The following is a 12,851-nucleotide window of genomic DNA, read 5'->3' as shown; positions in this document are numbered from 1 at the left end:
TTTGCGCCGCTCCATGCCAAACGCGACTATCACAATCATCGACGCCAAGAAGGAACATCATTTCCAGCCAGGCTTCACCTTGGTCGGCGCCGGGATCTGGTCTCCGGCCCAGGTGACGGAGCGAAATGTCGACTACATGCCGCGCGGCGTCGAATGGGTGGAGGCCGCAGTTGCCGAATTCGATCCCGAAGCCAACGCCGTGGTGACCACGACCGGGCAGCGGATCGACTATGATTTCCTGATGGTCGCAACCGGGCTCAAGCTCAATTACGAAGGCATCGAGGGCATGGATGTTTCCCTGATCGGCCGCGATGGCATCGCCTCGATCTACGCCGGCCCCGAACAGGCCAGAGCTTCGGCAGCCGTCATCGATGGTTTCATCGACGCTGGCGGCGTCGGCCTGTTCGGCCGTCCTGCCGGCGAGATGAAATGTGCCGGCGCTCCCCTCAAAATCACCTTCATCACCGACGACAAGGCGCGCAGCCGCGGTCGCCGTGGTTCGGTCGAACTGATCTACAACGCGCACAACCCTGCGGTTTTTTCCGTTGCGCCGGTCAATGACAGGGTCGCCGAAATGTTCGCCGGCCGCGACATCGCCCTCAATTACAGCCATGTGCTGAAGGCGATCGATCCTGGCGCGAAGCAAGCGACCTACGCGACCGAAAACGGCGACGTCACGCTCGACTACGACTTCATCCATGTCGTCCCGCCCATGCGCGCGCCGGACGCCGTTCTGGCAAGTCCCCTGCCTTGGCAGGACGGCGCGCTTGCCGCCGATGGCTGGATCGAGGCCGACAAGGCGACATTGCGCCATCCGCGCTATCCGAACGTCTTTGCCGTCGGTGACATCGCAGGCGTTCCGCGCGGCAAGACGGCGGCCAGCGTCAAGTGGCAGGTGCCCGTCGTCGTCGACAATCTCGTCGCCGAAACGGCCGGCCGGACGCCGCAGGCGGTCTACAATGGCTACACTTCCTGCCCGATGGTCACCGGCATCGGCAAGGCGATGCTGATCGAATTCGACTATGACGGCAATCTGATCCCCTCTTTCCCGTTCATCGATCCGCTGAAGGAATTGTGGGTGTCCTGGCTGATCGAGGAAAAAGGCCTGCTCGGGGCCTATCGCGCCATGCTGCGCGGGCGTGCATAGGGAGAAGACACCATGAGTGATTTCGATCTCACGACGATCTATTTCATCCTCTCCGAGAGCATGGGCGGCTGGCTCTGGGGGTTCGTCGTCCTCGCCGTCCTGCTTCTCGCCGCGATCGTGGCCGGCATCATGACGCTTCAGAAGAACGGCACGCCGGCCCGGCGCCCACTGGTTGCCGCGCTTGGGGCGGGCCTGGTGACCACGATTATCTTCACCTTCCTCGTTCCAATCTGGACCTTGGCCGGAGCCGGCGCGCTCGCCGCACCCATCGACGTCCTGTTTGCGGCTCTCTTTGCCCTTGTGCCGGGCGGGGTGGTCGGATCGGCCGTGTTCATCATCATGGCTTTCGCTTCCAATCGGTGGGTGGCGGCAATCGCCTGATTAAGGCCGAGTAAGCATTTCCGATGGCCCGCCTGGCGGGTCATCGTCGGTCAAACAACAAATCATTCATGTTCAGCAAAGGTATTCTGATGGTCTTCCCACAGGTGACGGCGTTCTATGCCGCTCTGCTTGGTCTGGTTTTCACAGGCCTGTCGTTCTGGGTGGTCAAGGCTCGTGCGCACCACAAAGTCGCAATGGGAGATGACGGGCAATTCTCGCTGATCCTGCGCATCCGGAGCCATGCCAACTTCGCGGAATACGTGCCGTTGGGGCTGATCCTGATCGCATTCAACGAAATGGCCGGCCTGGATCCCTGGGGAATTCACGCACTTGGCGCAGTCCTTGTGCTTGCGCGCATCGCTCACCCTATCGGCATGGCCGCGTCTGAGGGGTCGCCGCTGCAAAAGCCATTTCGCGGCTTCGGCGTCCTTGGCACCTGGGGCGTGATCCTGATCTCTTCCCTGATTGTGCTCGCCGGACTGTTCTGAATGACCAAAAAGATGCGCTACTCAAATATTCAGATTGCGCTCCACTGGACCGTGGCGGTCCTGGTCGTCGGCCAATATCTGTTCAACGAGCCGATTGCTCAGGCCTGGAACGCCGCCGCAGATGGCTTGCCGGTTTCGTTCAACCCGCTGATTCTGGCGCATGTCGCCGGCGGCGTGCTGATCCTGGCTCTAGTCGTCTGGCGACTCGTCCTGAAATCGCAAAGGGCCGCGCCTCCGCCGCCGGACAACGAACCCGCCCTGCTACGGATGGTGGCGCATTGGAGCCTCTATGGCCTGCTCGCCGCCATGTCGATGTCCGGGATGGCGGCCTGGTTCGGTGGTGTCGAGGCGGCCGCGACCGCTCACGGTGTGCTGAAGGTCCCGCTGATCGCCTTGATAGCCCTTCATCTGCTTGCGGTCATTTTCCATCATCTGATCCTGAGAAACCCGATACTGAAACGGATGGTCTGACATCAAGGCACCGCGCGCGAGTGAGGAAGTTCCGGCCTTAAGCCTGCCTTAAGGATCGAGAGCGAGCAATCGGCCGACCATGAACTCCACGTACCAGGCTGAACCAAAAAGCATGAAGAAGCTCCTGCTCACCGCGGCCCTTGCCTCCGCGCTTTCCGCGTGTAGCGATAGCGATGAGCCCGGGGGCAGTCCTGCGAGCAACACCGACGCGCCAGTGCTCGATACCCTGAAAGCCCAGGGGCTCACCATCCACGGCCCGCTCGATGTGCCCGGCGGTCTCGATGCATTCGCTGCCAGCGTGGGTACGCAGGCGCTCGCCGTCTACGTCATGCCTGACTCCGGCTATGCTCTGATCGGGACGTTGATCGACGAAGCGGGCAATCCGGTTGCTGACGAAGAGCTGCGTCGCATCGTCAGCGAGCCGATTGAACAGGGTGCGTGGGACTCGCTGGAGGCCGCCGGCTGGGTCGGTGATGGCAGGCCCGATGCCGAGCGTATCGTCTATGTCTTCACTGACGCCAATTGTCCGTTCTGCAATCAACTATGGACCTCGGCGCGACCCTGGGTCGAGGCCGGCAGGGTGCAGTTGCGCCATGTCATGGTGGGCGTGATCCGGGCGGATTCAGCCTCGAAGGCAGCAGCGATCCTCGAAGCAGAGGACCCGGAAGCTGCCCTGGCCTTCAACGAAGTCCATCATTCCGAAGGCGGGATCGCCCCGCTCGAAACCATTTCCGACGAAAGTAATGTCCAGCTTAACGCCAATGTCGAACTGATGCGTCAGCTCGGCTTCAGCGGCACTCCGGGGCTGATTGCCAAAAGCGACGATGGATCGCTGAGATTCCAGAGCGGTGTTCCGCGCGGGGCGGCGCTCGAGGAGCTGTTCGGACCGCTTTAGCAAGCCGAAAGTCACAAGAGGCAGGAACGATGCAGCCAGAAACAGCGCAAACAAGGGAAGAAAAGCGAGCGCGATTAACGCGGCGAGCGCTTCTGGCGGGCGGCCTTGCCGCGCCGGCTGTGCTGCTGGCGACACCGGTGCCCGCCGCTTCAGGCGAATTGGTGCGAGATGTCTCTTCCTATCACCAAGCGCTCGCCGCGCTTGTCGGGCAACACCGCTTTGCGCTGGTGGACATCAGGGCGGACTGGTGCGCGGTCTGCCATCGTATCGAGCGCGAAATCCTTTCCCACCCGACGGTGAGGCGAAATCTTGAACATGTGCCGCTGCTGAAGGTGGACGTCACGGCCATGGACGAGGCCAATCGCCAGCTTCTTGCTCATCTTCGCGCCAGCGGCCCGCCCACGTTCTTCGTCGTGGACGCCGCAACGGGCGCGGAATACGATCAGACCCGATCGCTGGGATCGTTTTCAAGACGCAATCTGATCCGGCGCCTGGCGCCGTTTTCGGGGATCTGAAGGAACTACGGATGACGGTAAACCGCTGGGACGAACGCTATCGCGGCGAGGACTATCTATTTGGGCGCGAGCCGAGCGCCTTCCTGAAGCGTGAAGCCGATCGCTTCGCAAAGGGTAGCAGCGTCCTTGCGGTCGCCGATGGCGAAGGACGAAACGGCGTGTTTCTCGCCGGTCTCGGTCTCAAGGTACATGCCATCGACGCCTCATCTGTCGCGCTGGAAAAAAGCGCGCGCCTGGCCCGTGAATCAGGCGTTGAGATCAAGCTTGAACAAGCCGATCTTGCCGATTGGTGCTGGCCACGCGAGACCTATGACTACGTTGTCGCGATCTTCATCCAGTTCGCGGACCCGGCAATGCGGGCGCAGCTCTTTGAGGCGATGAAGCGCGCCCTGAGACCAGGCGGGCTCTTGCTGTTGCACGGCTATCGTCCCGAGCAGGTGGAGCTTGGCACAGGTGGGCCGCCGCAGCGCGAGAATATGTATACGCGCGACCTGCTGATCTCAGCATTCGGCGACTTCGAAATCCTGCACCTGCAGGAGCATGATGCGACGATCCACGAAGGCAGCGGTCATAGCGGGCCTTCGGCCCTTATCGACCTCGTCGCACGCCGGCCCGCCGTCAGCCCTTAAGGTTGGCTTAAGGTGGCGCCCATGTCCTGCGCACACAGCAAGTGATGCAAGGACACTGTTTTGAGTACGCAGATTCGTTATCCCAATACGCTGGGGCGGCGCGGGTTTCTTATTGGTGCAGTTGCGCTGGTCCTGGGAGGCTGCTCGGCGACAACCCGGCGTTCTCAGACGACAACGCCGGCAACTCCGCCTCCCCCCTCACGTCCAATACCGCCCATGTATTATGCAATGCCGTACGAGCGGTTTCCGATTCCGGCTGTCGATGTCTCCAGGATCGATCCCAAATGGTGGCGCACAGAAATCGACTATCCGACCGACGAACGGGTCGGCACCGTCATCGTCGATACGCCGAACCGCTATCTCTATCACGTGCGGCCCGGCGGGCGCGCGGTGCGCTATGGCGTCGGCGTTGGCAGGGACGGGTTCTCCTGGGCGGGACGAGGCCGCCACATCGCCTACAAGCGCGAATGGCCCCGCTGGAACCCACCCGACGAAATGGTCGCGCGCCAGCCAGAGTTGGAACCGGTCAGCATCGCCAATGGCGGCATGGATCCGGGCCTGAACAATCCGCTCGGCTCACGCGCGCTCTATATCCACGAGGGCAACCAGGACACGATCTATCGCATCCACGGCAGTCCCGAGGAGTGGACGGTCGGCCAAGCCGTATCGTCGGGCTGCATAAGAATGGTCAATCAGGACGTCATCCACCTCGCCGACAATGTGCGTGACGGCAGTCCGCTGGTGGTGATCGCCGATCATGCGATGAGGCATCTGCTGACGACGTGAGCTGTGCCTGGCGTATCAAGCATGAACGCCAATGACGGCGCTCAGACCGCCAGTCTCCCGGTTGAAGAGCTGCAACTGCCAGCCGCTCCGCCCCAACGCCAGCTCGACAATGGCGAGACCCAGGCCGCTGCCGACGGCGGCCTTATGGCGGCCGCGGAAGAAGCGCTCGGTGATTCTGGGCAGCTCTTCCTGCGGGATGCCCGGGCCGTCATCCTCGATGACAATACCGCCTGTCTCTGCTGCGCGGCAGCGCACCACGCCGCTCTGCGGTGAGTGATTGACCGCATTTTCGAGAAGATTGCGGGCCGCCAGCGTGAACAGTTCCGGCTCGATCTCGACGGTGAGCATGTCGAGTGCCGGAGAGATCTCCACCGTCACTTCGCGCACGGGATCGGCCAGTTCCTCGGCCAGCGCGCGCAGCACCGGGCCAGCTCGAACCGAGCCCTTCCTCTCCACTTGATCGAACGCTTCCAGCGAGGACATATCGAGAAGTTGCCGGACCAGCCTGGAGGTTCGGTCAACGCCGATCACGATCTGGCTCAGTGCCTGTTTTCGTATGGCGGCATCGTCGCTGGCCAGCGCTACCTGCGCCTGCGTCTTCAGCCCCGCCAGTGGAGTTCGCAGTTCATGGGCCGCGAAGGCGGTGAAGTTCCGCTCGCGCTCGCGCAGCCCCGCGACGCGGGCGAACAGCCCGTTCAGCGAATGCAGCACCGGCGCGATTTCAGTCGCCGTCGCCGCACCGTCGATCGGGCTGAGGTCCGAGGCATGGCGTGTCTCGAGGTCGCCGGCGATCTTGCGCAACGGCTCGAGCCCGCGCCGCACGCTGAGCCAGATCAACCCGCCGAGGATGGGCAGGATCAGCAGCGCCGGCAGCAGCAGGCCGCGAATGACATCGTTCACCAGCCGGTCGCGGATCCACATGCTGTCGCCGACGAGGACCCGCACGCCGAGTTCTTCATTGGTGACGGCGTAGACGCGCCATGTCTCGCCGCCGATCACGGTTTCGGAAAACCCGTCAGCGTGTTCGGAAAGCCGCTCGTCAGGCGCGCCATCGGAGCGCCCAATCAGCGCACCCTGCAATGACCAGATCTGGCAGGAAAGCTGGCGTTCATAGGTGCTGTAGGCACGCAAAGGCAGGCCTGTGGTGGAGCTCGGTGTCGAATCGACAACGATCTCCTGGCTGACGATAAGCGAGGAGACCATGCGGCCGGCCTCCATCAGCCTGGCGTCAAGCACCCGTTCCACCTCGGCGCGCGTCGACAGATAAATCCACACCACTGCCGAAAGCCAGACGAGGCTGGTGGTTACGGCGAGGATGATGAAAAGTCGTTTGGAGATCGAAGGCATCACATCTCGCCTCCCAGCCGGTAGCCAATGCCGCGCACAGTCTGGATCGCGTCCGATCCCAGCTTGGCACGAAGATGATGGATGTGGACCTCGATGGCATTGCTCTCGACCTCCTCCTGCCACCCATAGAGCTTTTCCTCGATGCGGCTGCGCGAGAGGATCTGGCCGGGATGGGCCATCAGCGTGTGCAGCACGGCATATTCCCGGCGTGACAGGTGCACAGGCTTACCGTCCTGCTCGACCTTCTGCTTGGCCGGATCGAGGCTGAGACCGCTCCATTCCAGCCGCGCACCCGGCCTGCTCGCTGCGCGCCGCAAAAGCGCTCGCAGGCGCGCGGCAACCTCGTCGAGATCGAACGGCTTGCCAAGATAGTCGTCCGCGCCGGCATCAAGCCCGACGATGCGATCGGCCACCCGGTCGCGCGCGGTCAGAAGCAGCACCGGCGTGGTATCGCGGCGCTCGCGCATCGACTTCAGCACGTCAAGGCCGGAGCCATCGGGCAGCATCAGGTCGAGCACCAGCGCGTCGAATTCGTGGTTCTTCAGTACCGCATCGGCTTCCTCACAGGTTTCGACGGCGTCGGTGTTGAAGCCACCGATCCCAAGCCCCACCCGCAAGCCGTCACGAAGAACGGCATCGTCCTCGACAATAAGCACGCGCATCAGATCACCTCGACAGAAAGCCTGCCATCCTGCGACAGGCTTAAGGCAAGCTTAAGAATTTCCAGACATCGCCTGGCAAAGCGATCATGCAGTGAGGCGGCACCGGATCCTACTGCGGCAGCTGTCGGACATCTTCGTGCAACACGGGTGCGTGCTTGAACCAGATCAACGCGCCCTGCGGTCCCGCCGTTGCCGGTGATGGGATCGTCATATCGCGGCACCTTAAGCCCGCCTTAAGGTTCACCGTCGACCTCGGCCGAAATGGAACAGCCGGAGCCGGATGATGCAGAATCACCGCATACACAGAACTGCCACACCTTTTGCCACTGCCGCATGGGATCGGCGCTCGATTCTGATGGGTCTGACGGCCTTGATTGGCGCGGGCATTGCGACACGGGTCGGCGCTGATGATCTTTCCGCGGAAATGATCCTCAACGATGCGGATGCGCCGATAGGTGGAAACCCGAATGGCGATCTGAACATCGTCTCCTTCTTTGACTACAATTGCCCTTTCTGTAAGCGCACGGTCGATCCGCTCAGCGCTGTGCTCGCATCCGACGGCAACATCCGCCACATCTACAAGGATTGGCCAATCCTTGCCCAATCCTCTGTATATGGCGCAAAGCTGGCTCTCGCCGCCAAATATCAGAACCGCTACGAGGACGCCTATCGCGCCCTGATGGGCATCGAGGGTTCCCGAATCCCGGAAGACAGGATGCGGCAGGCCCTGCAAGCCGCAGGATTCGATATGGCCCAGCTCGAGGCAGACGCGAACGAGTATGATGCGGACATCACCACCCTGCTCCAACGCAACAACGCGCAAGCAGAGGGGCTGGGCTTGCGCGGCACACCCGTATTTCTGGTAGGGCAGTTCCTCGTCGCTTCGGCGCTCGACGAAGCCGGGTTCCGACAGGTTGTGAAGGACGCACGCGACGCTGCCTGACGGCTTCGTCGATCACTGGGATACGCCGAGAAAGACTATGCCCCGTCAGATCTTCCTTCGCCTAATCACGTCCCTGTTCGTCGCGCTCTGGTCGCTTTCCGCCGCGGCCCAGCAGCAGGATCTGCTGCAAGCGGAAGAAGCTTTCCGCCTCACAGTCGAGCGTGAAACTAACGACACGATCGAGATGCGCTGGCAGATAGAGGACGGCTACTACCTTTACCGCGACCATCTGGAAGCAAAGAACCCAGCAACAGGGGAAAAAGTCGCCCTTCACACCGATCCGGGTATCGTTGAAGCTGAAGACGCCAATTTCGGGCCGTCCGAAGTCTATTATCGTGAGGCCGTCGCCCGGCTCGGGGCCGATGCGCCCGGCGAAGTCGCCATCACCTACCAGGGCTGCAAGAAGGATTCCATCTGCTACCCACCGATGACAGTGGCGCTGGATACTGGCAGTTTGCAGCTTTCCGAGCCTGTCGTTGGATTCGGCATCGCCGCGCCTTTATCGCCGTCTGCCGGAAATACAGAAATCGGCGGCTTCACGCTCGCCGACGAGACGCAGAATGGCGGCATGATCGGCTCGCTGCTGGCCATCGGCGGCGCGGGCTGGGTGATTGCTAGCTTCTTGGTGTTCGGCCTGCTTCTCGCCTTCACGCCATGCGTGTTGCCGATGTACCCAATCCTCAGCGCAACCCTGGCGCGCGAGGGCGAGGCGCTGACAGCGCGGCGCGGCTTCGTATTGTCCACTTCCTATGTGTTGGCGATGGCGGCGGCTTTCGGCCTTCTCGGCATCGTCGCGGCCTGGTCGGGCCAGAACCTGCAAATGGTGCTGCAATCGCCCTATGCGATCGGCGCGGTCTCCGTCCTCTTCGTCGTGTTGGCGGCGTCGATGTTCGGATTGTTCGAATTGCAGCTGCCGAGCGCATGGGTCAACCGAATGGCTGGCGTAACCGCCGGATCGCGCGGATCGGTCAGCGGGGCCGCCGGCATGGGCTTTCTATCCGCGCTGATCGTCGGACCCTGCGTCACGGCGCCGCTTGCCGCCGCCCTTCTCTACATCGCCCAGACCAGTGACGCATATCTCGGCGCAGCCGCCCTGTTTGCGCTGGGGCTCGGCCAGGGGATCCCGCTGATCGCCTTCGGCACGATCGGCAGCCGCGCCTTGCCGCGCGCCGGCGCATGGATGGTGCAGATCAAGTATGTCTTCGGTTTCGTCTTCCTTGGCGCCGCCATCTGGATGACGGGTCGCATCGTGCCGCCCCAGGCCACCCTCGCCCTTTGGGCGCTCCTGTTGCTAACGGCGGCCGTCTTCATCGGCGTCGCCGACCGCTTGACAGCGGAGGCGGCCGCCGGACCGCGGTTTCGCAAAGCAGCCGGGTTGGCGCTCTCTCTCGCCGGCGTGATTTTCGCCATCGGCGCGGCGTCCGGCGGAGGCGATCCGCTGCGCCCGCTTGGCCATTTCGGCGCCGGCAGTGGCGGTTCGCAACAGCACGTCGCTGAAACATCGACTACATTCATCGAAGCCGGATCGATGCCGGACCTCATGCAGGTGATCTCTTCAGCAGACGGGCGGCCGACCTTCGTCTATTTCACCGCGGATTGGTGCGTGATCTGCAAAACCATCGAACGCGATGTTCTTCAAAATGCCGAGATCATTGCTGGTCTCGACGGCTTCCAGCGCGTCCGGGTCGATTTGACCGCGCTCGATCAGACCAATCAGGAGATGATGCGAGACCTGGCAGTCGTCGGGCCACCAACCATGATCTTCTTCGACGGCGACTCGAAGGAGGCGAGCGGCTCCCGCCTGATCGGCGACGCGACGATCGCGACGCTGAAAGCCTCGCTCGAGCTGGCGAGACGCTGACATGAACGCCATAGCCATCGGCCCGCTGGTCTTCGCGCCCGACCGTTTCGCCGCCATTCTGGCAATCGCCATGTTTCTGATCCTGAGCGAGATCCTTGCGAGGAAAGTCGACCAGCGCTTCTCTTCCTGGGCCTGGGGTGCGACGCTCGCCTTTATTTTCGGCGCGCGTGCCGGACACGTCATCCAGCACGGGGAAAACTTTCTCGCCGATCCACTGCGCGCCCTGTTCATCTGGCAGGGCGGCTTCATGATCGGAGCGGGCGTTGCACTGGCAATTGCCTATACGTTGATCCAATTTCGGACCGAGCTACGCCTTGCATTGTGGGCGGCGCTGCCGGCCGTCATTTCTGCCTATGCAGCCTTTTTCATCCTGCAACTAACCGCAGGAACGCCGGCTACCCCGCTGCCGTCGGGAGGCATGTTCCGCACGTTAGCCGGCGAGCCGTTCGAGCCAACCATGTTGGAAGGCCAACCGACGGTCATCAATCTGTGGGCGACATGGTGCCCGCCCTGCCGGCGCGAAATGCCGATGATGGCGGACGTCGCAGCGAACACCGACGACGCCCGGCTGGTGTTCGTCAACCAGGGCGAAGGCGCGGACGTCATCCAGCGTTTTCTCACCACTGAAAACCTCGAACTGGACCATGTGGTTCTGGATTCGCTTGGCGAGTTTGGACGCCACTACGAGGTTCCCGGCCTGCCAGCGACATTCTTCATCGGCAGCGACGGAGCGCTCCAGTCTGTCCATATGGGTGAGATTTCGCGCGAAGGCCTGCTGACTGGGATCCAGAAACTGCAGGACACGGGGTGCGATTCAGGCAAGTGACCTGGTTACCGTTCCGACGAGTAGTGCTCCTTCAAGTAGTCGAGAATGGTTTCCCGCAACTCCTCACCCGGATCGGCCATGCCCTGGTCCTCGATCATCCAGGTCCATAGATAATCCCAGCGCGCGTCCGACAGGCGTTGCTGCTTCACCAGGGCGATAGAGTGACAGGCCGAACACATATAAAAGGTGTCTTCCGCGCCCGGACCGTCGATCAAACCGTCGAATTCCGGGTTGCCTTCAGGGCGCGGAGAAGCACCCGGTAACGGCATTGCCGGGCGCATCGGATCGTAACCGGCTGCTTGGGCGAGCAGGATTTCGCCGGTGCGAAAGTCGTTTTCTTGCGCTGCGGCGGACAGTGAAACTCCTGTCACCGCGGCGCAAGCGATAGCTGCTCTCAAAAGAAGGTGGAAATTCACAATCAGTCCGATCAGCTGGCAAACAGCGCGATGCGATGGATCATGTTGTTGCCATAGCCTCGCGGGTTCCATCCGGGCGTGACCGCGGGCTGCGTGACGTCGTTCATGTCCGTCGCCCGCGCCCACACCTCGTAGTAGCCCTGCTCCGGCGGCGTCACCTCGGCGCGCCAGCGCTGCCAGGCATATTTGTTCGGGGCCGATTCAAGCGTGGCCTCCTGCCAGGTTTGGCCGAAGTCGAGCGAAACATGCATCGCCTTCACGTCACCATCGCCCGCCCAGGCATGGCCGCGCACTTCTACGGCCTGTCCTTGTGTCACTTCCGCGCCTGTCGCCGGCGCGGTGATGATCGACTTCACCGGCATGACCGTAAGGACCTCCATATCCTCTTCCGGAACCTCGGTTCCGGGCGCCACCGGATATTTCGGCATGCGGTAGGAATAGCCACCCATCTTCGGCCCGTCATGCTCCTTGTCGCGGATCCAGATCCGCGTCAGATATTTTTGCGACACCGAGCCTGGATAGCCAGGGATGACAAGACGTATCGGGAAGCCGTGCAGCGCCGGAATGTCCTCGCCATTCATCGCCCATGCGATCAGGGCTTCCGGCTCCATCGCCTTCTCGATCGGCACGCCGCGCGAAATCACCACCTTGTCGGGGTCTCCAGAAATATCGACGTCATTGCCGTAATGGCCCGTATAGACGGCCGAAGATTTCACGCCAGCCTTTTCAAGAACGTCTCGCAGCCGCACGCCTGTCCATTGCGGACACCCGACCGCGCCGACCGTCCACTGGTTGCCCGAAGCGCCGGGCTGGAAGAATGCCCTGCCATTGCCGCCGCATTCGAGCACCAGCGCCAGGGTGACGTGCTCGAAATCGCTTTTGAGGTCATCGATGGTGAGGGAAAGCTCGTTTTCTACTTCGCCGTCGATAGTGAGCGTCCAGTCGCTCGCATCCTTGTCGAGCGCCGACTGCGGAACGAGGCCGTTGGCGCGCACAAACAGCCGCGAATAGGGCGTGATGTCGTCATCCAGCAGGTGTGCAGGTGTCTCGGCGTTGAGCGGCCGGTCATTGTGCACCGTCAGGCCGTCCTTCTCCGACATCAAGTCAGCGCCGGTATCTTGCGCGAACGCCGCGGGAACGAGACCATCGGGGAAGTGGCGTCCAAAAGGCACCGCCATTCCGAGCGCTGCGCCAATGGCGGTCAGGCCGGTACTTTTCAGGAAGCCACGTCGATCGGAAATGGATAGCCGGTCGAGTATTGTTGTCGTGATCTCCTCAGAATGATCCCGATCTTCTTTCCTGTCGATTGAAAGCACCATCATTACCTCCCTGGGCATCTGTTACGGCCTGCAAAACAACCGCTTAGATCATGAACGCGAAATCCTCAGTCGATATTTCCTCCAGCAATGTAGACGAGGAGATCCTTACAGGCCACCCTTGGTCAATAACCTCGCGTCATTTGCGCTACTCCAGCGCCTTGGCAC

The 12,851-nt window shown here is 62.0% G+C and carries 15 protein-coding genes; 11 read left to right on the top strand and 4 right to left on the bottom strand.

Translation table 11 applies throughout. From position 1 onward, the window contains the following. The 8 genes from ACFPLB_RS10995 to ACFPLB_RS10960 all read left to right on the top strand — a co-directional run. Window positions 1-1,147 (top strand): NAD(P)/FAD-dependent oxidoreductase (locus tag ACFPLB_RS10995; protein WP_378229539.1); only part of this gene is annotated, 1,147 nt, incomplete at its 5' end. Window positions 1,148-1,159: 12 nt separating this feature from the next. Further along, window positions 1,160-1,528 carry a hypothetical protein gene (locus tag ACFPLB_RS10990; protein ID WP_378229537.1) on the top strand — a complete coding sequence of 123 codons (369 nt, stop codon included), beginning with the start codon at window positions 1,160-1,162 and terminating at the stop codon, window positions 1,526-1,528. A 23-nt stretch (window positions 1,529-1,551) separates the two neighbouring features. Beyond that, window positions 1,552-2,016, top strand: coding sequence for an MAPEG family protein (locus tag ACFPLB_RS10985; protein WP_238481672.1), 465 nt, complete (start codon window positions 1,552-1,554; stop codon window positions 2,014-2,016). Beyond that, window positions 2,017-2,487 (top strand): cytochrome b, encoded by a 471-nt coding sequence (locus ACFPLB_RS10980; protein ID WP_378229535.1) that lies wholly within the window; start codon window positions 2,017-2,019, stop codon window positions 2,485-2,487. It begins immediately after the preceding gene. 112 nt (window positions 2,488-2,599) lie between these two features. Then, window positions 2,600-3,382: a thiol:disulfide interchange protein DsbG gene (gene dsbG / locus ACFPLB_RS10975; protein WP_378229533.1), complete on the top strand. Its 783-nt coding sequence runs from the start codon at window positions 2,600-2,602 to the stop codon at window positions 3,380-3,382. Between the two features lie 29 nt (window positions 3,383-3,411). Further along, a complete protein-coding gene (locus ACFPLB_RS10970) occupies window positions 3,412-3,897 on the top strand; it encodes a thioredoxin family protein (protein WP_133675116.1) in 486 nt (161 codons plus the stop codon). Between the two features lie 11 nt (window positions 3,898-3,908). Next, window positions 3,909-4,526 carry an SAM-dependent methyltransferase gene (locus ACFPLB_RS10965; protein WP_354198363.1) on the top strand — a complete coding sequence of 206 codons (618 nt, stop codon included), beginning with the start codon at window positions 3,909-3,911 and terminating at the stop codon, window positions 4,524-4,526. A gap of 60 nt (window positions 4,527-4,586) precedes the next feature. Continuing rightward, complete coding sequence (locus tag ACFPLB_RS10960; RefSeq protein WP_378229530.1) at window positions 4,587-5,312, top strand: L,D-transpeptidase; 726 nt, start codon at window positions 4,587-4,589, stop codon at window positions 5,310-5,312. 15 nt (window positions 5,313-5,327) lie between these two features. Here the strand turns inward: ACFPLB_RS10960 and ACFPLB_RS10955 are convergent, their stop codons facing one another. Further along, complete coding sequence (locus ACFPLB_RS10955; RefSeq protein ID WP_378229528.1) at window positions 5,328-6,659, bottom strand: ATP-binding protein; 1,332 nt, start codon at window positions 6,657-6,659, stop codon at window positions 5,328-5,330. Continuing rightward, window positions 6,659-7,321: a response regulator gene (locus tag ACFPLB_RS10950; protein ID WP_378229526.1), complete on the bottom strand. Its 663-nt coding sequence runs from the start codon at window positions 7,319-7,321 to the stop codon at window positions 6,659-6,661. The genes ACFPLB_RS10955 and ACFPLB_RS10950 overlap by 1 nt, the downstream gene beginning before the upstream one ends. 280 nt (window positions 7,322-7,601) lie before the next feature. On the opposite strand from ACFPLB_RS10950, the gene ACFPLB_RS10945 reads away from it, so the two are divergent. The 3 genes from ACFPLB_RS10945 to ACFPLB_RS10935 are packed head-to-tail and all read left to right on the top strand — an operon-like array spanning window position 7,602 to window position 10,951. Then, window positions 7,602-8,264: a DsbA family protein gene (locus ACFPLB_RS10945; protein ID WP_378229524.1), complete on the top strand. Its 663-nt coding sequence runs from the start codon at window positions 7,602-7,604 to the stop codon at window positions 8,262-8,264. A gap of 37 nt (window positions 8,265-8,301) precedes the next feature. Then, window positions 8,302-10,125 (top strand): protein-disulfide reductase DsbD, encoded by a 1,824-nt coding sequence (gene dsbD, locus ACFPLB_RS10940; protein WP_378229522.1) that lies wholly within the window; start codon window positions 8,302-8,304, stop codon window positions 10,123-10,125. A 1-nt stretch (window position 10,126) separates the two neighbouring features. After that, on the top strand, window positions 10,127-10,951 hold the full coding sequence (locus ACFPLB_RS10935) for a prolipoprotein diacylglyceryl transferase family protein (protein WP_378229520.1): 825 nt from the start codon (window positions 10,127-10,129) through the stop codon (window positions 10,949-10,951). A gap of 5 nt (window positions 10,952-10,956) precedes the next feature. Here the strand turns inward: ACFPLB_RS10935 and ACFPLB_RS10930 are convergent, their stop codons facing one another. Together ACFPLB_RS10930 and ACFPLB_RS10925 are read right to left on the bottom strand one after the other, a co-directional pair. Beyond that, a complete protein-coding gene (locus tag ACFPLB_RS10930) occupies window positions 10,957-11,322 on the bottom strand; it encodes a hypothetical protein (protein WP_378229518.1) in 366 nt (121 codons plus the stop codon). Between the two features lie 56 nt (window positions 11,323-11,378). Continuing rightward, the gene (locus ACFPLB_RS10925) at window positions 11,379-12,704 is read right to left on the bottom strand and encodes a sulfite oxidase (protein WP_378229516.1); all 1,326 of its coding nucleotides are present in this window, start codon (window positions 12,702-12,704) and stop codon (window positions 11,379-11,381) included. Window positions 12,705-12,851 lie beyond the last annotated feature (147 nt).

It is taken from the genome of Aquamicrobium segne, from assembly GCF_042656785.1.
Taxonomy (GTDB): Bacteria; Pseudomonadota; Alphaproteobacteria; order Rhizobiales; family Rhizobiaceae; genus Mesorhizobium; species Mesorhizobium segne.
The sequence above is the reverse complement of the archived record's forward strand: the minus strand, read 5'-3'. Positions and strand labels throughout refer to the sequence as shown.

Bases quoted from the DNA above. Each gene is read 5' to 3' on its own strand.
- ACFPLB_RS10985 (WP_238481672.1), top strand. From the start codon at position 1,552: ATGGCCCGCCTGGCGGGTCATCGTCGGTCAAACAACAAATCATTCATG.
- ACFPLB_RS10950 (WP_378229526.1), bottom strand. From the start codon at position 7,321: ATGCGCGTGCTTATTGTCGAGGACGATGCCGTTCTTCGTGACGGCTTG.
- ACFPLB_RS10990 (WP_378229537.1), top strand. From the start codon at position 1,160: ATGAGTGATTTCGATCTCACGACGATCTATTTCATCCTCTCCGAGAGC.
- ACFPLB_RS10925 (WP_378229516.1), bottom strand. From the start codon at position 12,704: ATGCCCAGGGAGGTAATGATGGTGCTTTCAATCGACAGGAAAGAAGAT.
- ACFPLB_RS10980 (WP_378229535.1), top strand. From the start codon at position 2,017: ATGACCAAAAAGATGCGCTACTCAAATATTCAGATTGCGCTCCACTGG.
- ACFPLB_RS10935 (WP_378229520.1), top strand. From the start codon at position 10,127: ATGAACGCCATAGCCATCGGCCCGCTGGTCTTCGCGCCCGACCGTTTC.
- ACFPLB_RS10955 (WP_378229528.1), bottom strand. From the start codon at position 6,659: ATGCCTTCGATCTCCAAACGACTTTTCATCATCCTCGCCGTAACCACC.
- ACFPLB_RS10970 (WP_133675116.1), top strand. From the start codon at position 3,412: ATGCAGCCAGAAACAGCGCAAACAAGGGAAGAAAAGCGAGCGCGATTA.
- dsbG (WP_378229533.1), top strand. From the start codon at position 2,600: ATGAAGAAGCTCCTGCTCACCGCGGCCCTTGCCTCCGCGCTTTCCGCG.
- dsbD (WP_378229522.1), top strand. From the start codon at position 8,302: ATGCCCCGTCAGATCTTCCTTCGCCTAATCACGTCCCTGTTCGTCGCG.
- ACFPLB_RS10945 (WP_378229524.1), top strand. From the start codon at position 7,602: ATGATGCAGAATCACCGCATACACAGAACTGCCACACCTTTTGCCACT.
- ACFPLB_RS10965 (WP_354198363.1), top strand. From the start codon at position 3,909: ATGACGGTAAACCGCTGGGACGAACGCTATCGCGGCGAGGACTATCTA.